Raw genomic sequence first — 22,333 nt, 5'->3', positions numbered from 1 at the left:
CATATTGAGCGCGTACAAGCATAAATATGGAATAAAGCAATTAGATAGAGGACAACTTGGGGGTACTTTGTATGGCAGATGATTGGCTGCAATTGTTTCCTGAAAAAGTAAGAGCACTATTAAAGTGCCTTCCCCTTCCGCTACTTGGAATGGTGGAAGAGATTCGGGTCCGTGAAGGTCGTCCGCTGGAGATTAACTATTCAGGTAAATATCACTTTCTTAGAGCAAATGGCAGCGTAACGCAAAGGCCGGAAGAAGCCTATAGGCCGGATCGGGAGGACACTCATAGACTGCTAGATCTGATCAGCAACCATTCACTATATACGATGGAAGAAGAGCTGAGAAAGGGATTTATTACGATTCCTGGCGGCCATCGAATAGGACTTGCTGGTCGGACGGTGCTGAGTGGTGGTGGTGTGGAGCATCTACGCGACATTACAAGCTTCAATGTCCGCATAGCCCGTGAGGTTCCCGGAGTCGCGGATAAAGTGCTGCCTTATCTGCTGGACAAGGGGAGGCAGCGAATGATGCACACCTTGATCCTTTCGCCTCCACAGCACGGGAAGACAACACTTCTTCGCGATATTGCAAGACAAATCTCCTTAGGAGATTTGGGGAAGCGTGAAGGCGGAAGACCCGGTTTGAAGGTGGGGATTGTCGATGAACGTTCTGAGATTGCCGGAAGCAGACGCGGGATTCCTGCCTTTGATATTGGTCCGCGCACAGATATCCTCGACGGCTGTCCCAAAGCTGAAGGCATGATGATGATGATTCGTTCCTTGTCACCGGATGTATTGATTGCTGATGAGATTGGTCGTCCTGAAGACGCTGAAGCAGTCACTGAAGCGCTGCATGCTGGAATATCAGTTGTTGCTTCGGCTCACGGTAAAGAAGTAATAGAACTGGCTCGTAGACCCGGGCTTGGCGGGCTACTGGAACAAAAGATGTTCGAAAGATACGTCATTCTGCACCGCTCAGAAGCAGGGCTCTCCTTTCGTGTTCTGGATGGACAAAAACGCGGATTACTTCTTATCTCACCCGGGGATCGATTAGGTGGTGATATACATGCTTAAGCTATTTGGTGCCGTTCTGATTGTGCTGGCTGGTACGCTGGCAGGGCTACAATTTGCAAAACAATATGCAGACAGGCCAAGACATATCAGAGGCTTAATAGCAGCGCTACAGCGGCTGGAAACAGAAATTATGTATGGCTTTACCCCATTGCCTGAAGCTATGCGGCGTATAGGGATTCAGTCGAAGGAACCGCTCAAAACGTTGTTTGTTAAAACAGCTGAGGAGATGAGCCCACCCCATGACCGAAGCGCCCAGGATGCCATTCAGAGGGCTATGGAGTCGCATTGGAAGTCTACCGCATTGAAGGGGACAGAAAAAGAGATTCTCCGCCAGCTCAGTTGTACTCTCGGTACAAGCGATAGGTCCAATCAGAGCACTCATATCGCGTTAGCATTGCAGCAATTGAAGCAGGAGGAGTCGGTAGCCAGAGAGGATCAAGGCAAATATGAAAAATTGAGTAAAAGCCTGGGTCTGCTGCTTGGAGCATTGATCGTCATTTTGATCTTTTAGCGAGGTGCCAGGAATGAATATTGAAGTCAATGCGATTTTTCAAATTGCCGGCATTGGCATAATTATCGCCATGATACACACGGTGCTTAAACAGATGGGAAAAGAAGATTTCGCACATTGGGTTACCGTAATCGGGTTTGTCGTCGTGCTATTTATGGTTATTCGAATGCTGGACGGACTGCTGCAGGAAATAAAAACGATCTTTCTTTTTCAATAGGCGTGCTATGGAGATCATTCAAGTTGTTGGAATCGGGCTGATATCGACCATATTGATTCTCGTGCTGAAGGAACAAAAACCGATGTTTGCCTTTCTCCTCGCTACTGCCACAGGGATTCTGATCTTCCTGTTTCTAATCGGCAAGATTGGAATGATACTTTCCACACTGGAGCGGGTGGCAGAGTCATCGGGGATGGAAATGATCTATTTAAAGACCGTGTTCAAAATCATCGGAATTTCATATATCGCTGAATTTGGAGCACAGATCGTGCGTGATGCAGGGCAGGAATCGATTGCTTCCAAAATAGAGCTCGCCGGAAAAGTCCTCATTATGGTACTAGCTGTACCCATTATCAGCATCATTATTGAAACGGTCATGAAGCTGCTACCTGCTTAAAGCAATTGAAGGAAGCTAAGCAACGATTAGGGAGGAGAAGTTATGCAAGAGTGCAGTGTTTTTCGTCCTCCAAAATTTAAAATAATACTGTTGCTGCTCCCATGCTTCTTCATTCTATGGTTTGCAGGTACAGCTCAAGTGGCCATAGCTTCTCCAGCGTCAGGATCGGGCGTTAATGCCTCCCCGGTAGACCAGTGGGTCAAGGGTCAGGTGAACAATCTGCCAACAGATAAGGTGGAGTCGTACTGGGATCAACTGATGAAGGATTACGGAGGTTTTTTTCCAGACGGGGCAACACCATCACTTATGGACATGCTGCTTCCAGGGGATAAGGGACTCAGCTTGCAAGGTGTATTATCTGGGCTACTTGGTTTTATGTGGCATGAGGTGTTGTACAACGGAAGGCTGCTGGTCACGATTGTCATGGTCAGTGTGCTCAGCATGATACTGGAGACGCTACAAACCGCTTTTGAGCGAAAAACGGTCAGCAAGGTGGCTTATACGCTCTGCTATATGGTAGTGCTCGTTATTGCCGTGAACAGCTTCAATATCGCTATAGGTTATGCGAAGGATGCTATCGACCGGATGATTGATTTTATGATGGCCATGATTCCGCTACTGTTCGCGTTACTGGCTTCCATGGGGAACATTGTTACCGTCTCGGTCACACATCCACTAATTGTTTTTATGATTCATACCGTTGGCACACTGATCCATACCATTGTCTTTCCACTATTATTCTTTTCAGCGGTGCTACATCTCGTGAGTGCACTGTCGGAGAAATACAAGCTGACCCAGTTGGCGAATCTGCTAAGAAATATCGGAGCTGGATTACTAGGAGTACTGCTCACTGTGTTCCTCGGTGTGATTTCAGTCAGGGGAATTACGAGTTCAGTGACAGATGGGGTTACGATCAGGGCCGCTAAATATATTACAGGCAACTTTGTTCCGGTCATCGGAAAAATGTTCGCGGATGCAACAGACACAGTGATCTCAGCTTCACTCCTGGTGAAGAACGCCATTGGGCTATCCGGTGTCATTATCATTTTGTTCCTTTGTGCTTTTCCAGCGATCAAAATCCTGGTGCTTGCTCTGATCTACAATGTAGCTGCTGCTGTAATGCAGCCCTTAGGAGAGACGCCGATTGTGGTCTGCCTCCAGACGATCGGAAAAAGCATGGTGTACGTATTCGCAGCTTTGGCAGCGGTATCGTTAATGTTTTTTATGGCCGTCACGATCATGCTAACCGCTGGCAATTTAACCGTCATGATGAGGTGAATCTGCTGACAAAACTTAGCGGGTGCTTTCGGAGTGAGTTTTGTACGAAGTAAATTCGCGAAGGCTATGCTAACAAAACTTAGCGGGAGCTTTCGAAGTGAGTTTTGTACGAAGTAAATTCGCTGAAGGCTATGATAACAAAACTTAGCGGGTGCTTTCGAAGTGAGTTTTGTACGAAGTAAATTCGCTGAAGGCTATGCTAACAAAACTTTTAGGAGGAAAAAATGAGCTGGTTAGGAGGATGGCTGCGGGAGATCATTCTTGTCGTATTGTTGGCATCGTTCGTTGAGTTACTCCTTCCGAGTAAGTCCATGGAGCGGTATGCAAGGCTGGTGCTGAGCCTCCTGATCTTACTTACCATGCTTAGCCCAATCGTTTCTCTCCTTAAAGGTGACGCCATAGCCGAGCTGAGTATAGCCATGGGTCGTCAGGAGAAAGAAGGAGGCTTGTTCACAGGAGGGGGAAGTGGAGATCCCTCTTTGGAAAAGATTCTGGCAGATGGTCAGAAGCTTGCACAAGGGCGCCAGGATCAAAGCCTAAAGCTGGCCGCAGAAGAGGTTGCTGAGCAAATGAGGGAGCAGATCATCAGCGAGACCGGAAAACGCGGGGTTAATGTCACTGTAACGCTCGGCATGGGGAAATCCGGCGGCTCTGGTAATGAAGATGTTCCTGTCATCTCCGCAGTGAAGGTCTCAATGTCCCAAGCAACAGCTAATTCCATAGGGGCTTCCGGTACTTCCAGCGCAGCCGCTGCTCCGCCAATTGCAATCGCTCCTGTAGAGCCTGTAGAAGTAAAGATCGGAACGAATCCAGAGAATGGATCAGCTTCTGCAGATGAGCCCAAAGCAGTGAACGGAAATGTAACAGAAAATAACACATCTTCAAGTGAAACGGAGTCTATCGTAAAGCTGTTGGAACAAAAATGGGATTTGGATCCCAAAGTAATCCAAGTGGATGGCGGCGTTGTGAATAACGTCAAGTTATGAGTCTGTAGCTTCTAAACGATCAAGGTTAGGAGGGATAGGAGTGGGCAATTGGCTGAAAAAGCTGGAGCAATGGGCTGGGGGTGGGGCTGGCAGTCCGAAGAGAAGTCATACTTTTCGCTGGCTAATCATTCTGGGTCTGCTGGGCGCAGCGATTATGCTGTTTAATTCCTTCGTCAATGTGAAGAAGATTGATAACGAGAATACGGGGCGTGAGCCACCGCAGAATCAGTCCTCCCAAACGGCGCTGGTGCAGAGTGATCCAACAACAAGCAATTCATTCGAAAGCATTGAACTGGCGATGGAGAACCGAATGAAGGAGATTTTGGAGAAAATCGTTGGCGTCGGTACCGTCGATATTATGGTTACCGTGGAGTCAACAGAAGAAATTGTCGTGGTGCGCAATATGAACGACTCCCAGCAGCTTAGTGAAGAGACGGATGCCAGTGGTGGTAAACGTCACACGACGCAATATACAAGGGATGGCGAAATCGTAACCTACTCACAATCGGGCGATGAGACACCTATTGTGACGAAGCGGATTAAGCCTCAGGTTCGTGGCGTACTGGTAGTTGCCAAAGGGGCAGAGAACAAGGTTGTCCGTGGACTCATAGAGCAGGCTATCGAAAAAGGCTTGTATGTTCCGATTCAGCGGATTTCAGTAGTACCACGCAAACAAGAGTAGCAGGAGAAAGTCAAGAAGTGAGTGCTTCCGAAGCAGCCACTAGATTAAATTTTAGGAGGAATAAGAAATGAACGGCAAAAGACAAACAATATGGTTGGTTTCTATGCTCAGTTTGATGGTTGTACTCTCGGCATACTATTTATTTACTGAAGATTCAGGTGCATCGGTTCCAAAAGACACGGCAGGGACAATGCAGGTGGATTCTCTGAAAAAAGACACAGCAAACGCAGCGTTACCAACGGTTGGCGACAAAGGTATCGTAGTGAATGAAGTGGTTAGTCAAGGAGATGTAGTTGCTGATGAAGGCGTTGTAGATAGCGCTAGCAGCACTAAAGCCGCTGACGATAGTGCAACCACTGCAACTACTGATGACAGTGCAACTTCAGCGGTTAAGGATGATAGCAGTAAAGCAGCAGACAGCGGTAACTCTGAGAAAGCTTCGACGGACACTGCTGCAAAAGACTCCAGTAAAACTTCTGACACAGCAGCTAAGGATACAGTAACTAAGGATACGGCAGCTAAGGATACAGCGGCTACTACAACATCCAAAACCCCTGCTAAGAATGATAAAGAAATCCTGGATGAAGTAGCTTCACAAAGTGTATCGGCGAGCAGCATGTTCACTAACTACCTGTATGAACGTGAACAAAAGAATCTAAAGAGCCAACAAGACTTACTCGCTTTGATTAACGACATGGAGAAGACGCCTGCTGATAACGCAGTTGCTCAAGAACAGCTCCTTAACCTGGAAGAAAAAGAATCTAAAATTACGGGCATTGAAGAACAGCTTCAACAAAAATATGGGGAAGCCATCGTGAAGGAAGAAGCTGGGGACAGCTATAAAGTAGTCGTACTGAGTGACAAGCTGGATGTAAAACAAGCGGTTAGCATCGTTGATCTCGTAATGAAAGAACTGAGTGTGTCTCAGGATAAAGTTAGTGTTCAGTATGTTTCCGAGAAATAATAAGACGTGAAATTATAGGGAATATGACGAAAGAGCTCGGGTTCTCCCGGGCTCTTTCCATTTCTAGCGTTTATGATATAATACATAAAGTTATCTTGTCCGCTTAAGAAGTGGCTTCGAGAGAAAGCTGAAGGAGTGAACTAATGTATGTTCAAGTTGAGCGAAATTAAGGAATTAATTAAATTGCTGGACCAGACCTCCTCTGTACATGAGTTGGAGATCGAAAGCGAAGGAATGAAGCTTGCAATTCGCAAACCGGATCGCCCTGAAGCTGATGGAACAGCAGTACAGGCGACTCCTTATAATGCCTATCCCTTTACGCCTGCCCCGCAGCCGCAGAGCGTGCAGCAAGTGTCCTATCCAGTAATCAGTGAGGTTCCTCCAGCGCAGCAGGCACAAGCCGCCGCAGAAGGCAAACTACATAAAATTGTATCTCCAATGGTGGGAACATTTTATAGTGCCGCTTCTCCGGAAATGCCGTCGTTCGTTAATGTTGGAGACCGTGTTGGTGAGAAAACAACGGTATGCATTATCGAAGCGATGAAGCTGATGAATGAGCTGGAAGCGGAGATTAAAGGTGAAATCGTGTCCGTACTGGCAGAGAATGGTCAGCTTGTAGAATACGGTCAACCCCTATTCTTGGTTAAACCGGAATAAATACCGCAGATTACTTATGGAGCGGAAGCTTCGCAAAACTTTGGGAGGAAACGCATGAACATTCAAAAAGTGTTGATTGCCAACCGCGGCGAAATCGCGGTCCGCATTATTAGGGCCTGCCGAGAACTGGGCATTTCCACCGTCGCGGTCTATTCGGAACCCGACCGGGATTCACTTCATGTCCGGTTGGCTGATGAAGCTTACTGCATCGGTCCGATGCCGTCCAAGGACAGCTATCTGAACTTTACAAATATTATGAGTGTAGCTACCTTAACAGAATGTGATGCCATCCATCCTGGTTATGGATTTTTAGCTGAGAATGCAGATTTTGCAGAAATTTGTGAATCTTGCAATATTATCTTCATTGGGCCATCTCCAGATGCAATCAACCGTATGGGTGATAAAGCTGTGGCGAAGGAAACCATGAAGCTGGCTGGAGTTCCGATCATCCCGGGCTCAGAAGGCCTTGTAGGTGATGTTGAGGAAGCCGTCATGCTGGGCCGTGATATCGGATACCCGATTATCGTTAAGGCTACCGCAGGTGGCGGGGGTAAGGGCATCCGGATTGCTGAGGACGAGGAATCATTGGTGAAGCAGATTACTGCTGCACAACAGGAAGCGCAGAAGGCGTTCGGCAACGCTGGTGTATATTTGGAAAAGTACCTTACAGGTATGAAGCACGTAGAAATTCAAATTATTGCAGATAAGCATGGTAATGTAGTGCATTTAGGTGAACGCGACTGCTCCGTACAGCGTCGTCGCCAAAAGCTGATTGAAGAGGCACCTTGTTCTGTACTTACACCGGATATCCGTGAAGCGATGGGGAATGCAGCAGTTCGTGCAGCACTCGCAGTGAATTATTCGGGAGCAGGAACGCTTGAATTCTTGCTTGGACCGGATGGACAGTTCTACTTCATGGAGATGAATACTCGTATTCAGGTAGAGCATCCGGTAACGGAAATGGTTACGGGTGTGGATTTGATCAAGGAAATGATTTCGGTTGCAGAAGGAAATCCTTTGTCCTTTACACAGGAAGATATCGAGATTAATGGCTGGTCGATTGAATGCCGTATCAATGCGGAAGATCCAGAGCGTAATTTTATGCCTTCACCAGGTAAAATCGGCTTTTATTTGCCGCCTGGAGGTCTTGGTGTTCGTGTAGACAGCGCGGCGTACCCTGGTTATACGATTTCCCCTTTCTATGATTCTATGATTGCAAAGCTGATTGTATGGGCACCCACACGTCAGGAAGCGATTGCAAAGATGAAGCGCGCCTTGGCTGAATTTGCCGTGGAGGGAATCCATACTACGATCCCTTTCCACCAGAAACTGTTGGAGCATCCTGTATTTCTGGATGGTAATTTTGACATCAAGTTTCTGGAAGAGTATGAAATTTAGGACGACTTCGCTTTGTTTGTCATAAAGTTCGTCAAATGATATAGTATGTTTAATAAGAGACGTGCTTTACGCTTGAATTTATGAGAATCTTTGTTGAAAGGTGTGAAGTCTAAAATGAGTACATTGCCGACAGAATACGAACGGACAGAAATCGGTGAGATCCAGATTGCTCCTGAAGTGATCGAGGTGATCGCAGGTTTAGCGACCGTTGAGGTTAAAGGTGTAGCTGGCATGAGCGGTGGTTTCGCCGGTGGTATTGTTGAGCTTCTCGGACGTAAGAACTTGTCTAAAGGAGTTAAAGTAGAGGTTGGACAACGCGAAGCTGCAGTGGATGTTTCTGTAATCATTGAATATGGTAACCGTCTTCCTGAAGTGGCTGCTGAAATTCAGCGTAATGTTAAGCGTTCCATCGAGACTATGACTGGTCTGACTGTTGTGGAAGTGAATGTGCATATTCATGATGTACAGTTCAAGAACAACAACACTGTCGACAAGAACGAGGAAGCTGAAACGATTCTTCGCGTGAAATAACAGTCGTCGTTCTTCCATAAACCCCCGACAGCAAAGTCGAGGGTTTACTCTAATTTAAGGAGGTTATGAGACTCGTGGCAAAAATTTTGGACAGACTTTTGCTGTTTGTCTACAGCTTAAGTATCGGAATATTATCTGTTATTGCCATCCTCCTCTTGAGCGGTGCTATTCCTAAAACTTTGGAGATTGAGAATGGACCAGCAGCTTATATTACTGCAATTGTAGTAGCAGTTGTCTTGTTCCTTCTGAGCATCCGATTTTTCTACATCTCTTTGCGTCGTGATCGCGCTTCTTTACCTTCTGTTGATCAGCGTACGGAGTATGGGGATATCCAGATTTCAGTGGAGACCATTGAGAATCTGAGTTTGAAGGCTGCCGGTAAAGTGAAGGGAATCAGAGATCTCAAATCGCGTATTCGCGTTTCTCAGGCGGGCCTTGAAATTACAATTCGCGCAGTAGTGGATGGTGAACATTCATTGCCGCTGCTAACCACAGAAGTGCAACGTCAGGTGCATGATTTTGTGCAGGAGACAACCGGTATTCCGGTTGCGGATGTGTCTGTATATATTGCTAACCTTACGCAGTCTCCAAGCTTCAAAAGTCGAGTGGAATAGAGGTGAATTTCCCTTATGTCTTGGAAAGAAGTATGGGAAAGTCACGGGGGTAGAATCGCCGGAGTGACTTTCGGCATTGGTCTAGGGTTGATATATTTAATTTGCGGTTTTTGGGATATGTTGTTCTTTGCACTGGTAGTGTTCATCGGATATACGTTCGGCAAAAGAAAGGATAACGCAGAGGCTCCCCTGTTTCAGTGGCAGGAGCTGATTACGCGTCTATCCGGACGCTGGCGTCCCTTCAAGTGAACCGCGATAGTCTTTTTCCCGGAGCAGGAAGCCGTAAGTTTGTGTTGTCCAATGCCCCTGGAAGAAAGACTTTGCGGTTTTTTTAATTGGAAAAGGTATCTTAAACGGACATCGGACAATAATCCTCTAAGGATTAGGGATAGAATTCGAAGGATTTGGGCTTAAAATAATTATAGGCGATGTGATTAAAGTCTGAATTATTATTACGCTTGAGGTGTGAAGTTATATGTATGGTTGCCCGACGTTATAGAAGTTTGAGTAAAGATGTTAATGCGATATAAGATTTTAGGAGGAACACATGAAAAGACGTATAGCGAGAGAGATTATTGTCCAAAGCCTGTATCAGATGGAAATGAACGATGTAGAGAGCGCAGAAGCCGTAGAGATGCTGCTGGAGGAAGCTTCAGAGGAGAATGAAACCGAACGTGTAATTACGGACGAAATTCAGCTTAAGCATTATGTGGTGGAGCATGTAAACGGTGTGTGGGAGCACAAGGTTGCAATTGACGATATGCTTGAGCATTACTTGAAAGGCTGGCAAATGAGCCGTCTGTCACGTGTGGATCGTCAAATTTTACGTCTTGCGGCGTATGAAATGGTGTTCGCGAATGATGTTCCGGCTAAGGTTGCTGTGAATGAGGCTATAGATTTGGCCAAGCATTTTGGAACGGATGATTCCGGTAAGTTTGTAAACGGTGTGCTTGGTAAGATGATTCAGGAGATAGATACAATTAAAGCTGACCATTCTTAATTTTTATAAATATAAGCAAGTATAAGTTATTCACCTATTCTTTATGTTTTATATTTCTCGCATAAACGCTTACCGTTCTCATAAGGACGCCAAAGGCGTTTATGCTTGTACAATAGTAAAGTATATAAAAGGGGAGAGACTATCATGACAGCAGCAATCATCAGTGGTAAACAAGTATCTGAGGAAATTCGTATTGGTATTGCCCAGGAGGTTGCTGAACTGGCGAAACGTGGCGTGAAGCCCGGTCTGGCAGTAATTCTAGTAGGTGAAGATCCAGGATCACAAGTGTATGTTCGCAACAAGGAAAAATCTTGTATTAGCCTTGGTTTCCATTCGGAAGTGCATAAACTGGATGAGTCTACTACGCAAGAAGAATTGCTGGCTCTCGTAGCGCAGCTTAATGAACGCGATGATATTGATGGGATTCTAGTTCAACTTCCATTGCCTAAGCATATTGAGGAAAAAGCTGTTATTGATGCGATCTCCGTGGAGAAAGACGTTGACGGCTTCCACCCTGTAAATGTAGGTAACCTAGTGATTGGTGCTGACAGTCTGCTTCCTTGTACACCGGCAGGTGTAATTGAACTAATTAAACGTACAGGAACAGGAATGGCTGGTAAACATGCTGTGGTCATTGGCCGCAGTAATATTGTAGGCAAGCCTGTATCTTTGTTATTGCAACGTGAGAATGCTACTGTGACGATGTGCCATTCCCGTACAGCTAATATGCAAGAAATTAGCCGTCAAGCGGATATTCTAGTTGTTGCGATCGGACGCGCGAATTTCATTGACGCTTCGTACGTGAAACCGGGTGCTGTTGTCATTGATGTGGGTATGAACCGTTTGGATAACGGTAAGCTTGCAGGTGACGTTGATTATGATAGTGCAAAAGAAGTTGCCGGATACATCACACCTGTTCCGGGTGGGGTTGGACCGATGACGATTACAATGCTGATGAGCAACACGCTGATTGCGGCTAAACGCCGTCACGGCTTGGAATAGGGGTAGGAATTCATGGCGGCAGAGCGGCAGGTCTATTCGATAAAAGAACTCAACCGTTACATCCGCATGAAGCTAGACTCGGATAATTTACTTTCGGATGTATGGATTCGCGGAGAGATTTCCAACTTTACGCATCATGGTAGCGGTCATATGTATTTCACGCTAAAGGATGAGAGCAGTCGGATCAAAGCGATTATGTTTGCTTCTCATAACCAGCGCCTGCCCTTTATTCCGAAGGAAGGTGCTCGGGTAATTGCTAGAGGTAATGTGACCGTATATGAACGGGACGGGCAGTATCAGTTCTATGCCACACACATGCAGCCAGATGGAATTGGTAGTCTATATTTAGCCTATGAGCAGCTGAAGAGCAAGCTTGAGCAAGAGGGGCTGTTTGCAGAAGCGCGTAAACGCCCTTTGCCTCGCTTTCCAAAGTGCATTGGCGTGATTACTTCGCCAACGGGGGCAGCAGTACGGGATATCGTGATTACACTCCAGCGGCGGTTTCCGCAGGTGGCTATTGTAATCTATCCCGTACTGGTGCAAGGCAAAGGCGCCGCACCTTCGATTGTGAAGGCGATTGGAGCGCTGAACCGCATGGGTGAGGCCGACGTGCTTATCGTCGGCCGCGGCGGCGGTTCGCTCGAGGAGCTGTGGGCGTTTAACGAGGAGGAAGTCGCGCGAGCGATATCGGCATCAGGGATTCCGGTCATCTCGGCCGTTGGCCACGAGACCGATTTCACGATTGCCGATTTCGCCGCCGACCTCCGCGCGGCTACGCCCACAGCGGCCGCGGAGCTGGCCGTGCCACATGCCGGCGAGCTAGCTGCGCAGCTTCGCGGGCAGCAGCAGCGGCTGCGCCAAGCGCTGCAGAGACGCGCCCAGCGCGGACGTGAGCGCCACGCGGGGCTGGAACGCTCGCTGGCGCTGGCAGGTCCGCGCCGCTCGCTGATCCAGCACACGCAGCGGCTGGATCAGCTGCGCGAGCGGCTCCAGCGCTCAGCGGATGCACGGCTCAGCCGTTCCCGCGAGCGCAAAGCTGTGCTGCATCATAGTCTGCAGCGGTTCCATCCGCACGGCAGTGTTGCCGCTGCGCGTCAGCGCACTGAAAGCATGCGCCGTGAGCTGATGGGCGCTATGCAGGCCCGCCTGCAGGAGAAGCGAGCTCGCTATGTAGCGGAGATTCGTCATCTGGATGCACTGAGCCCTCTTAAAGTTATGTCGAGAGGCTACAGCTTAGTCTATGACGAAGCAGAAGAACATTTAATCAAATCGCTGACCGAAGTACAGCTTGGCGATCTTGTAGTGATAAAGATGAATGACGGACAGCTGAACTGCCAGGTATGGGGAATGAAGGAGGGTGGCAAAGACGATGACGAAGGAAGCGGAACTTGATTTTGAAGGCGCCATGGACCGGCTGGAGGAAATCGTACGTGAGCTTGAACACGGCGACGTTCCCCTGGAGAAGGCCATCGATTTATTTCAGCAAGGTATGAAGTTATCTCAGCTTTGCGGCAGTAAGCTTGAGCAGGTAGAGCGTAAGATCGAAATGATTACCCTAGAGGACGGAGAACTGCGTAAGAAGCCGTTTGGTGCACGTCTGGAAGGGGACGCCGATGACTCGCTTTGAGCATGAGCTTGAGAGAAGCTCTGAAGGAGAAACACTGCGTCAGCCACTGGAGGATTACATTGCGTCCTTAAGCGATCTAGTCTCACATGAACTAGAGGTTATTCTCCCCGCGCAATGGATGGTTCCAGAGAATTTGCAGCAAGCCATGAAGTATTCACTTATGGCTGGGGGCAAACGCCTCCGGCCACTGCTGGTGATTATCGCATGTGAAGCACTGGGAGGAAGTCGAGAGGCTGCCCTGCCTGTCGCTGCTGCTATAGAGATGGTACATACCTACTCGTTAATTCATGATGATTTGCCTGCCATGGATAATGATGATTATCGGCGCGGAAAGCTGACGAATCATAAAGTCTTTGGCGAAGCGACCGCTATTCTTGCGGGTGATGCCCTTCTGACCCATGCTTTCTACAGTGTGGTACAAGCCTCGCGTAAATTTGGTGTCCCTGCAGAAAGTGTACTATCCATCGTAGAGGATTTGGCGGAAATGGCAGGTCCTCGTGGTATGGTTGGCGGTCAGATTGCAGATATGGAAGGCGAGCAGGGTCTAACCGATCTTGCACAGCTGAAGTACATTCATCTGCATAAGACAGGGGATTTGATAATCTTTTCGCTGCTAGCTGGCGGTCGTATTGCAGGTGCTAACGAGCAGCAGCTTGAGGCTTTGCATAAATTTGGAACAGCCATTGGACTCGCTTTTCAAATCCAGGATGACATTCTAGATTTAATCGGAGACGAAGGTAAACTTGGCAAAAAAACAGGCAGTGATGTTAAGCAGCATAAAGTAACCTATCCTTATTTTATTGGCCTCGAAGCATCGCGAGAAGAAGTGAAGCAGCTTACTGAAACAGCCCATAATGCTGTTCTGAACGGTGGCTTTCATGATAGCCAGCGCCTGCTGGAAATTGCAGATTACTTAATGGCACGTGATCACTAATTATGAACTTTCGAAACGGCTGTATTTCGACAGCCGTTTCGTTTGTGTTATAATGGGTTTTATATAATTTACAACATCTAGGAAAGCGGGGAACTATACGTGCTGCTTCCACAAATAAATGATCCTGAGCAACTAAAATCATTGTCAGTCGATGAATTGACTACCCTAGCGGAGGAAATTCGTCGATTTCTGATTGAGAAGCTAACAGCAACTGGGGGGCACCTCGGATCCAATCTAGGAGTCGTGGAGCTTACCTTGGCTTTGCATTATTGTTATAACAGCCCTCGGGACAAAATGATTTACGACGTTGGGCACCAGGCATATGTCCACAAAATCCTGACCGGTCGTCAAGACCGCTTCGATACCCTGCGCAAATATCAGGGCTTGTGCGGCTTCGTTAAGCGCTCCGAAAGTGAGCATGATGTGTGGGAAGCTGGACATAGCAGTACCTCATTATCGGCAGCAATGGGAATGGCGATGGCCCGCGATCTCAAGGGTGAAGACAATAAGGTGATTGCCGTGATTGGTGACGGCGCTCTTACTGGTGGAATGGCGTTTGAAGCACTTAACCATATTGGCCATGAGAAGCGTAAGCTGATGGTTATTTTGAACGATAATGAAATGTCGATTGCTCCTAATGTAGGGGCCATGCACAATTATCTAAGCAAAATACGTTCGGATCGCCACTATTTGCGTGCCAAAGACGAGGTAGAAGGGCTGCTTAAGAAGATTCCGGCCATCGGAGGACGATTAGCGAAGACTGCTGAACAGTTAAAGAATAGTCTCAAATATATGATGGTACCTGGCGTATTGTTTGAAGAGCTCGGCTTTACGTATCTCGGTCCGGTTGATGGACATGATTTGGAGAAGATGATTGATACCTTCCACCAAGCAGATAACGTGGCTGGACCTGTGTTGGTACATGTACTAACAACGAAAGGTAAGGGCTACAAACCGGCTGAGACCGATTTTTATAAATCACATGCCATTTCGCCCTACAAAATTGAGTCGGGTCAGGCGCTTAAAGCTGTGGGTCCTCCAATGTACACGGAAGTATTTGGCGAGACACTGATCGAACTGGGCCGGGAAGATTCCCGTCTGATTGCTGTTACACCTGCGATGCCAGGAGGCTCGGGTTTATTTCCTTTTGCTAAGGAATTTCCCGATCGTATGATTGATGTCGGGATTGCCGAGCAACATGCGGCTACGCTTTGTGCAGCTTTGGCTATGGAAGGGATGAAGCCGGTATATGCGGTGTATTCTACCTTCATGCAGCGTGCCTATGATCAGATCGTCCATGATATTTGCCGACATAACGCGAATGTTATGTTCGCCATTGACCGCGCGGGGTTTGTAGGTGCGGATGGTGAGACTCATCAGGGTGTGTACGATGTTGCTTTTATGCGCCATATTCCGAATATGGTGATGATGATGCCAAAAGACGAGAATGAGCTGCGTCATATGATGAAGACGGCGCTTGAATATAATGATGGTCCGATTGCTTATCGCTATCCGCGTATTAACGGTACAGGTGTAGCAATGGATCCTGAGCTGCGTACTATTCCAATTGGATCATGGGAACGACTACGTACAGGTGAAGGTTATGCTGTTGTAGCCTGTGGACCTATGGTTCAAGTGGCTGAAGAAGCCGCTGATTTACTGAAGCGGGAAGGGATTCAGGTAGGCGTCGTGAATGCGCGGTTCCTGAAGCCACTGGACAACTCCATGCTGCTTGATTTGGCTCACGCTGGTACCAACATGGTTGTTATTGAAGAGGCTTGCCAAGCGGGAAGTCTCGGCAGCTCGGTATTAGAATTCTACGCAGAGAATGAAATTTATGACGCTCGTGTACATCTGATGGGTGTACCTGACATCTTTGTGGAGCACGGCTCTATTAAAGAACAGCGCCAGGAAACAGGTCTTACGGTAGAAGCGCTATGTGCACGTATCAAGTCCATGATGGCTTTGAGTGCATATAACTACAAAACAACTTCGTCTTCCTAAATGGAAGCCGGAAATTAGCAACCCTTTGAACGATCGGGAGATGACCATGGAACACCGTAAAGAACGGATAGATGTACTACTTGTTGAGCAAGGTTTTTATGAAAGCCGTGAGAAGGCTAAAGCAGCCATTATGGCAGGACTGGTGCTCGCGGATGAAGAACGCATTGAAAAGGCTGGTATGAAGGTGTCACGGGAGGCTACCCTTAAGGTTAAAGGCTCTGTGCATCCCTATGTCAGTCGTGGGGGCCTAAAGCTGGAGAAGGCTCTACGCCAATTTAATATTGATCTTACAGGACGGACCATGCTGGACATCGGTGCTTCTACTGGAGGCTTTACGGATTGTGCACTTCAGAATGGAGTAAGCCATGTGTACGCGATTGATGTTGGCTATAATCAGCTGGATTGGTCGCTGCGTAATGATGAACGTGTTAGTGTGATGGAACGAACGAATTTCCGATATATGACGCCTCCAGATTTAGTGGGTCCTATTCCGGATTTTGCGAGTATTGATGTTTCATTTATCTCCTTAAAAATAATTCTTCCACCGCTCAAAGCTTTGCTTAAGCGCCCGGCGGATATTGCTGCGCTGATCAAGCCACAGTTTGAGGCAGGACGGGAGAAGGTTGGTAAATCAGGTGTAATTCGTGATTCTGCTGTTCATAAAGAGGTATTAATTAATGTACTGACCATGGCGGCAGAGCTAGGATACCAGCTGAAGGGATTAACTTTTTCACCGATTACAGGCGGGGAAGGCAATATTGAGTTTCTTGCTCACTGGAGACTAACGCCTGAATTGGCGGAAGCTGAAGAAGGTATATTAGAGCCTTCAGAGGCTGTATCAACAGTCCTTCCAGTGGAGGATTTCCCATCCCTAGCGGATGAAGTGATTAAGCAGGCTACGGGTACTTTTAATGTAAATTCGACTCATGGAAACTCATCGCGCCGGTGAGTTTCTTTTTCCATATGGAAAATAACAATTATTCGGAAAGCTTCTAAAAAGACAGCCTAGAAGAAGGAATTGGCATGGCTTCACGCGAATAAATCACCGAGGTGATTGATAGTGGCGGGTAGCTCTGACAAGGTCGTCATGGCGTTTATTGGAGTAGCATTATCGATTTTTATAATTTATCGGATATATATATGGCTGCAAAGTTCTCCGCGTTCTTTCATGAAGGATCAGATCCCGTTTAATAAAGTGATTATTCCTCACCCATCTATAGACATACTAGAGGATGAAGGGTACGAGGTCGTTGGAGGGAAGCTCAAAATCCCGTTGTCCTTCAACGTAGACGGGGCGCAGATGTATAGCCGGTTATTTATAGATTATGTGGCGACTAAAGAGGAAGGATCAATATATTTGGTTATCCTTTCTAGACCACGCAAACCTTTGGATTTCACAGGCAGCGGCTTACGAGATACATTGCTTCCATACTTACTGATTTATCCGGAATGTAGCGGAGTTTTGTATGTTAATGTTGCTGCGGGATCTATTCAAGTGATTAGGCTCGGCAGGGATGACGGAGAATCAAACTGAGTCCATATTTAACTAGGTGTATGCTTCCGAAGTAGTTTTGCCGAAGCAATTCGGGGAGCATCGCTTACAAAACTAAGTCCATGCTTCCGATGTAGTTTTGTCGCTGCTAATCTGGAAGTGTCGCTTACAAAACTTTTAGGAGGCAACAATGAAGGGACAACGACATATTAAGATACGCGAGATTATTACGCAAAAGGATATTGAGACACAGGACGAGCTGGTGGAAGCCTTGCGTGAATCCGGTTTTCAGGTTACTCAAGCTACAGTATCTCGAGATATTAAAGAGTTATTGCTCATTAAGGTGCCTATGGATGATGGAAGATACAAATATTCGCTTCCAACGGATCAACGGTACAATCCAATACAGAAGCTAAAGCGCGTTTTGGTGGATAACTTTGTGCAGATCGATTCATCGGCTAATCTTGTGGTGATGAAATGCTTACCGGGGACGGCTAACTCAGTCGCTGCTTTAATTGATAATATTGACTGGCCACAAATTATGGGGACCATCTCTGGCGATGATACCATTCTTATTATTTGCCGCCAGCCTGAGGACAGCAAGAATGTAATTTCACAAATCATGGGTTACATTTCTTAATTTTTTATTCTATCAAATTCTTATCATCTTCTCGGAGGTGCTCTATTAGTGTTAGAAACCTTGTCTATCCGCTATCTAGCCGTCGTTGAGGCGGTAGATGTGCATTTTTATCCTGGCTTCCATGTGCTCACAGGGGAGACTGGGGCAGGTAAATCCATTATTATTGATGCGCTTGGACTGATTGCCGGAGGGCGCGGCTCCGCGGATTCTATTCGTTACGGTTGTGAAAAAGCAGAGATGGAAGCGCTCTTCAGCCTCCCAAGCGGTCATCCCGTCTGGGATACTTTAGAGCGTCTTGGCATTGAGGCTCAGCGTGAGGAGCATCTTATAATACGCCGTGAGCTCACCTCTCAGGGTAAAAGTACATCACGTGTAAACGGACAGATGGTCAATCTTACTATGCTACGTGAAATTGGCGAGCAGCTGGTTAATATTCATGGACAGCATGAACACCAAAACTTATTGAAGGCAGAACGACATTTGGGACTGTTAGATACATACGGAGAACCCATTATCGGGCCGCTAAAAGCGGTATATCAGGAAAAGTATTCCGCCTTTGCGAAAGTGGAGAAAGAGCTCCGAGAGCTGCAGGAATCCAGCCAAAAGGCTTATCAAATGCTTGATTTGTACCGTTTTCAGTTAGAAGAAATTTCATCTGCAGCATTAAAACCGGGAGAAGATGAATTACTTGCCGAAGAACGGGTCAAACTATCCCACAGTGAGAAAATGATGGATTCCGTATCCGGTGCATATGAGCTTCTCTACGATAGACAAGGCTTAGAATCCATCGGTAATGTCATTTCCAGACTCGAGGACGCGGTTCGTTATGATGAAAAGGGACTTAAATCCGTGCTCGAGCAGTTGCAGTCCTCTTATTATCAGCTGGAGGATGCTGCATTTCAGCTTCGTGATTATCGAGAAGAGATCGAATTCAATCCACAGCGGCTCGAAGAAATCGAGAATCGTCTCGATTTAATTACCGGACTCCGCCGTAAATACGGAGATAGTGTAGAACAGATTTTGGCTTATTATGAACAAATCCATCGGGAAACCGATCTGCTTGAGAATAAAGATGAATACCTGGAGAAACTGACGACCAAACGCGATGCATTGCTTTCTGTATTAATGGAAGCAGCTACTGAATTAAGTGAAGCACGGAAGCTGTGTGCGTCTGATTTAGCCACGCAAGTGGAGAGTGAGCTTAAAGATCTTCAGATGGAAAGAACCTCGCTACAGGTTAAATTAGACACGCTGGAGGACCCGCGTGGAGTTGAGTATAAGGGTCGGCGTATTCGTCTTACAAGACAAGGGATCGACAGTGCGGAATTTATGATTTCCCCTAACCCTGGCGAGCCGTTAAGACCCCTTGGCAAAATTGCCTCGGGTGGTGAGTTGTCGCGTATTATGCTGGCAATGAAGAGTATTTTTGCGCGTCATGATGCGATTCCAGTTCTAATTTTTGATGAGGTGGATACCGGTGTGAGTGGTCGGGCTGCTCAATCCATTGCAGATAAACTGTATAAGCTGAGCTCCACATGTCAGGTGTTCTCCATTACGCACTTACCTCAGGTGGCTTGTATGGCTGATCATCAGTATTTAATCCGCAAAAAGGTTGAGGACGGAAGAACCATGACAGAAGTGGAATCACTCACGAATGATGGACGTGTAATGGAGCTGGCCCGAATGCTGGGTGGAGTGGAAATTACCGAAAAAACATTGCACCACTCGCAGGAAATGCTTAATTTGGCCGAGGCAAGTAAGGCTGCAACAAGCTAAGCGGAACAATGATTGACAGTAATAAAAGCCTGGGGGCAAGGTTATCTTATAGGTACGCAATTGGCGACCACCTTTTTCGTCAAGCGAAAGAAGCAAAAGGGAGCGTGACAGCCATTGAAGCCTAACCTCAGGAAGTTAATGCCAGGCCTTTTATTTGCCTTCTTTCTTAGTTTATCGGGCATAACGGGAACCCACCAAAGTTTTGCCGCACCACTGAACAGTGAACCTGCCAAGGTGAGTGCGCATGGAATCAAACCGGAACTGAAGGTGATCCCGGGAGGTCAAACGATCGGAGTAAAGGTGAAATCAGCAGGTGTTCTGGTTGTTGGACATCATCTGATTGAAGTATCCGAGAAATCCAAGCTTTCCCCAGGTGAGATCAGCGGTTTGGTGCCAGGTGATTTGATGATCTCCATTGATGGAGAGAAGCTGGACGAGTTATCTAAGGTGGCCAAGCTTGTGGATCGTGCTGGAAAAGCGAATAATTCTCTGACGATTGTCTTTAAACGCGCTGGGAAAGAGCATACAGCCAAGCTCAAACCTGCGTATGATATTAATGACAAAGTCTGGAGGTTAGGCCTGTACATTCGAGATTCTGCAGCGGGTGTCGGCACGTTAACTTTTTATGCCCCGAAACAGGGGGTTTATGGAGCTTTAGGACATGTGATTACGGACATGAATACCGGAACACCAATTGTTGTTGGCAGCGGTCATATTGTTCAGTCCAGTGTAACTTCGATTTCTAAAAGCCAGGATGGCGATCCGGGTGAGAAACGAGCCCATTTCTTAAAAGAAAGCCAAGTGCTTGGTAATGTGGAGAGTAACACAGATTTTGGCATCTTCGGTAAAATGAGTCGTAATCCCGAGCATAGTCTTTATAAAGAACCTATTCCTGTGGCAATGAGCAATCAAGTCAAGGAAGGTCCAGCTGAAATTCTTACCGTTGTAGATGGGCAGCAGGTAGAACGATTTAAGGTTGAGATCATTCATGTGGCACATCAGCAGACACCCGCGACAAAGGGTATGGTCATTCGTATCACAGATCCGCGACTGATCGATAAGACAGGTGGTATCGTTCAAGGGATGAGCGGAAGTCCAATCGTTCAAAATGGACGGCTCATCGGCGCTGTAACTCATGTGTTTGTAAATGATCCTAAGTCCGGCTACGGTTGCTTCATCGAATGGATGCTTAAGGATTCTGGTGTAACCCTACAGGAGAATAGGTATCCAATTAATCTTAAGGCGGTTTAGCCTTAAGATTTTTTTGTCGAAGGATTACGAAGATCATCGAACTTTGAAATAAAATATTTAATTATAATCCATGCCAGAAAAAAAATAAAGAAAAATAATTTTCGACAGAAGGGAATTCAATCTCCATGTCGAAAATGTTAAGAGACAAGAAAAAAATGTTATTTTCGAATAGCAGATATAATTAAGGAGGAAGCAGCCAGTGCAGAATATTGAAGTGTTGTTGGCCGATGATAACAGGGAGTTTACGAATTTGCTTTCCGAATACATTTCTGAACAAGAAGATATGACGGTAACGGGTATCGCCTACAATGGTGAAGAAGTGCTTCAAATGCTAAGCGAAGCACGCAAAGTTCCCGATGTCCTTATTCTTGATATCATCATGCCACATTTAGACGGTCTGGGTGTCTTGGAACGTCTGCGTGATATGGATCTGAATCCTCAACCGAAGATCATCATGCTGACCGCTTTTGGTCAGGAGAACATCACTCAAAGAGCTGTACAGCTTGGTGCATCCTATTATATTTTGAAACCGTTCGATATGGAGGTCCTGGCAAATCGTGTACGTCAGCTTGTAGGGGTCCAAGGCAGCATGAGCTCATCCTCTAACATGTACAACTATTCGTCGACGTCCAGATCGAATGTAGTGCCGCTTACAAAGGGCAAGAATCTTGATGCTAACATTACCTCGATCATTCATGAAATCGGTGTTCCAGCACATATCAAGGGTTATCAGTACCTGCGCGAAGCGATCACCATGGTATATAACAATATCGAGATCCTTGGTGCGATTACAAAAACACTCTATCCAGCCATAGCAGAGAAATTCAAGACCACGCCTTCACGTGTAGAACGCGCGATTCGCCATGCAATTGAAGTGGCTTGGACCCGTGGCAACATCGACTCCATCAGCCATTTATTCGGCTACACCATTAATATCTCCAAATCTAAGCCTACTAACTCGGAATTTATTGCCATGGTAGCGGACAAGCTACGAATTGAGCATAAGGTTAGTTGAAAGGGTTAGGGGCAGTGCGTGGTAAGGGATTGTGGGTTGCTGGAAGGTGTTTAGGCTAAAACGATTTTGCCTATAAACTTCTTTTTGGGTAATTTAAAGCCAATCAATTTCTTATGTGTATATGTATAAATTTCACTCCTTTATTGGGTTCGGTAAATCCAATGGAGGAGTGTTTGTTTATGACTGATTTTCAATTTCAGATTGATAATGTTAACTTTCTTCAATAGAGTTGATTATAGAGATTATCTAATGGAACAATTTAGCATCTGATAAAACAAATATTT

At 46.6% G+C, this 22,333-nt stretch carries 25 protein-coding genes; all 25 read left to right on the top strand.

All coding sequences use genetic code 11. The features are described from left to right. Positions 1–71 precede the first annotated feature (71 nt). The 25 genes from spoIIIAA to spo0A all read left to right on the top strand — a co-directional run bounded on the left by spoIIIAA (position 72) and on the right by spo0A (position 22,049). Positions 72–1,073 (top strand): stage III sporulation protein AA, encoded by a 1,002-nt coding sequence (gene spoIIIAA, locus M2444_RS07785; RefSeq protein WP_280786662.1) that lies wholly within the window; start codon positions 72–74, stop codon positions 1,071–1,073. Then, entirely contained in the window at positions 1,066–1,584 is a 519-nt protein-coding gene (gene spoIIIAB, locus M2444_RS07780; RefSeq protein WP_094874069.1) for a stage III sporulation protein SpoIIIAB, read from the top strand. Before spoIIIAA ends, spoIIIAB begins: the two co-directional genes overlap by 8 nt. Before the next feature lie 13 nt (positions 1,585–1,597). Next, positions 1,598–1,801, top strand: coding sequence for a stage III sporulation protein AC (gene spoIIIAC, locus M2444_RS07775; protein ID WP_036682849.1), 204 nt, complete (start codon positions 1,598–1,600; stop codon positions 1,799–1,801). A gap of 7 nt (positions 1,802–1,808) precedes the next feature. Next, positions 1,809–2,198 (top strand): stage III sporulation protein AD, encoded by a 390-nt coding sequence (spoIIIAD, locus tag M2444_RS07770; RefSeq protein WP_042129828.1) that lies wholly within the window; start codon positions 1,809–1,811, stop codon positions 2,196–2,198. A gap of 42 nt (positions 2,199–2,240) precedes the next feature. Beyond that, on the top strand, positions 2,241–3,476 hold the full coding sequence (gene spoIIIAE / locus M2444_RS07765; protein WP_094874070.1) for a stage III sporulation protein AE: 1,236 nt from the start codon (positions 2,241–2,243) through the stop codon (positions 3,474–3,476). Positions 3,477–3,700: 224 nt separating this feature from the next. Next, positions 3,701–4,462, top strand: a complete 762-nt coding sequence (spoIIIAF, locus tag M2444_RS07760; RefSeq protein WP_094878593.1) for a stage III sporulation protein AF — start codon at positions 3,701–3,703, stop codon at positions 4,460–4,462. 40 nt (positions 4,463–4,502) lie between these two features. Beyond that, complete coding sequence (spoIIIAG, locus tag M2444_RS07755; protein ID WP_094874072.1) at positions 4,503–5,144, top strand: stage III sporulation protein AG; 642 nt, start codon at positions 4,503–4,505, stop codon at positions 5,142–5,144. A 67-nt stretch (positions 5,145–5,211) separates the two neighbouring features. Then, a complete protein-coding gene (locus M2444_RS07750; protein ID WP_280786661.1) occupies positions 5,212–6,108 on the top strand; it encodes a SpoIIIAH-like family protein in 897 nt (298 codons plus the stop codon). 147 nt (positions 6,109–6,255) lie between these two features. Then, positions 6,256–6,765, top strand: a complete 510-nt coding sequence (gene accB, locus M2444_RS07745; protein ID WP_094878591.1) for an acetyl-CoA carboxylase biotin carboxyl carrier protein — start codon at positions 6,256–6,258, stop codon at positions 6,763–6,765. Between the two features lie 54 nt (positions 6,766–6,819). After that, positions 6,820–8,163 (top strand): acetyl-CoA carboxylase biotin carboxylase subunit, encoded by a 1,344-nt coding sequence (accC, locus tag M2444_RS07740; RefSeq protein ID WP_094874075.1) that lies wholly within the window; start codon positions 6,820–6,822, stop codon positions 8,161–8,163. Between the two features lie 114 nt (positions 8,164–8,277). Then, positions 8,278–8,694 carry an Asp23/Gls24 family envelope stress response protein gene (locus M2444_RS07735; protein ID WP_036682829.1) on the top strand — a complete coding sequence of 139 codons (417 nt, stop codon included), beginning with the start codon at positions 8,278–8,280 and terminating at the stop codon, positions 8,692–8,694. Between the two features lie 74 nt (positions 8,695–8,768). Then, positions 8,769–9,308, top strand: coding sequence for an alkaline shock response membrane anchor protein AmaP (gene amaP, locus M2444_RS07730; RefSeq protein WP_042129814.1), 540 nt, complete (start codon positions 8,769–8,771; stop codon positions 9,306–9,308). Positions 9,309–9,323: 15 nt separating this feature from the next. Continuing rightward, a complete protein-coding gene (locus M2444_RS07725) occupies positions 9,324–9,557 on the top strand; it encodes a DUF2273 domain-containing protein (RefSeq protein WP_042190453.1) in 234 nt (77 codons plus the stop codon). Between the two features lie 298 nt (positions 9,558–9,855). Next, positions 9,856–10,308 carry a transcription antitermination factor NusB gene (gene nusB, locus M2444_RS07720; protein ID WP_042190451.1) on the top strand — a complete coding sequence of 151 codons (453 nt, stop codon included), beginning with the start codon at positions 9,856–9,858 and terminating at the stop codon, positions 10,306–10,308. A 144-nt stretch (positions 10,309–10,452) separates the two neighbouring features. Beyond that, positions 10,453–11,310, top strand: a complete 858-nt coding sequence (gene folD, locus M2444_RS07715) for a bifunctional methylenetetrahydrofolate dehydrogenase/methenyltetrahydrofolate cyclohydrolase FolD (protein ID WP_094873655.1) — start codon at positions 10,453–10,455, stop codon at positions 11,308–11,310. 12 nt (positions 11,311–11,322) lie between these two features. Continuing rightward, the gene (gene xseA / locus M2444_RS07710) at positions 11,323–12,702 is read left to right on the top strand and encodes an exodeoxyribonuclease VII large subunit (RefSeq protein ID WP_280786660.1); all 1,380 of its coding nucleotides are present in this window, start codon (positions 11,323–11,325) and stop codon (positions 12,700–12,702) included. Continuing rightward, a complete protein-coding gene (xseB, locus tag M2444_RS07705) occupies positions 12,680–12,937 on the top strand; it encodes an exodeoxyribonuclease VII small subunit (RefSeq protein ID WP_042129807.1) in 258 nt (85 codons plus the stop codon). The genes xseA and xseB overlap by 23 nt, the downstream gene beginning before the upstream one ends. Continuing rightward, positions 12,924–13,871: a polyprenyl synthetase family protein gene (locus tag M2444_RS07700; protein WP_094878588.1), complete on the top strand. Its 948-nt coding sequence runs from the start codon at positions 12,924–12,926 to the stop codon at positions 13,869–13,871. Before xseB ends, M2444_RS07700 begins: the two co-directional genes overlap by 14 nt. 99 nt (positions 13,872–13,970) lie before the next feature. Next, entirely contained in the window at positions 13,971–15,875 is a 1,905-nt protein-coding gene (dxs, locus tag M2444_RS07695; protein WP_094873649.1) for a 1-deoxy-D-xylulose-5-phosphate synthase, read from the top strand. 46 nt (positions 15,876–15,921) lie between these two features. Continuing rightward, on the top strand, positions 15,922–16,824 hold the full coding sequence (locus M2444_RS07690; protein WP_094878587.1) for a TlyA family RNA methyltransferase: 903 nt from the start codon (positions 15,922–15,924) through the stop codon (positions 16,822–16,824). A 111-nt stretch (positions 16,825–16,935) separates the two neighbouring features. Beyond that, positions 16,936–17,409, top strand: a complete 474-nt coding sequence (locus M2444_RS07685) for a hypothetical protein (protein WP_256990680.1) — start codon at positions 16,936–16,938, stop codon at positions 17,407–17,409. A 148-nt stretch (positions 17,410–17,557) separates the two neighbouring features. Beyond that, positions 17,558–18,007, top strand: coding sequence for a transcriptional regulator AhrC/ArgR (ahrC, locus tag M2444_RS07680; RefSeq protein ID WP_094873645.1), 450 nt, complete (start codon positions 17,558–17,560; stop codon positions 18,005–18,007). A gap of 48 nt (positions 18,008–18,055) precedes the next feature. Further along, positions 18,056–19,783 (top strand): DNA repair protein RecN, encoded by a 1,728-nt coding sequence (recN, locus tag M2444_RS07675; RefSeq protein ID WP_280786659.1) that lies wholly within the window; start codon positions 18,056–18,058, stop codon positions 19,781–19,783. 138 nt (positions 19,784–19,921) lie between these two features. Further along, entirely contained in the window at positions 19,922–21,034 is a 1,113-nt protein-coding gene (gene spoIVB, locus M2444_RS07670) for a SpoIVB peptidase (protein ID WP_094878586.1), read from the top strand. Between the two features lie 199 nt (positions 21,035–21,233). Next, positions 21,234–22,049, top strand: a complete 816-nt coding sequence (spo0A, locus tag M2444_RS07665) for a sporulation transcription factor Spo0A (RefSeq protein WP_042129795.1) — start codon at positions 21,234–21,236, stop codon at positions 22,047–22,049. Positions 22,050–22,333 lie beyond the last annotated feature (284 nt).

Source organism: Paenibacillus sp. PastF-3 (genome assembly GCF_029893135.1).
Lineage (GTDB): Bacteria > Bacillota > Bacilli > Paenibacillales > Paenibacillaceae > Paenibacillus_AQ > Paenibacillus_AQ nitricinens.
The sequence above is the reverse complement of the archived record's forward strand: the minus strand, read 5'-3'. Positions and strand labels throughout refer to the sequence as shown.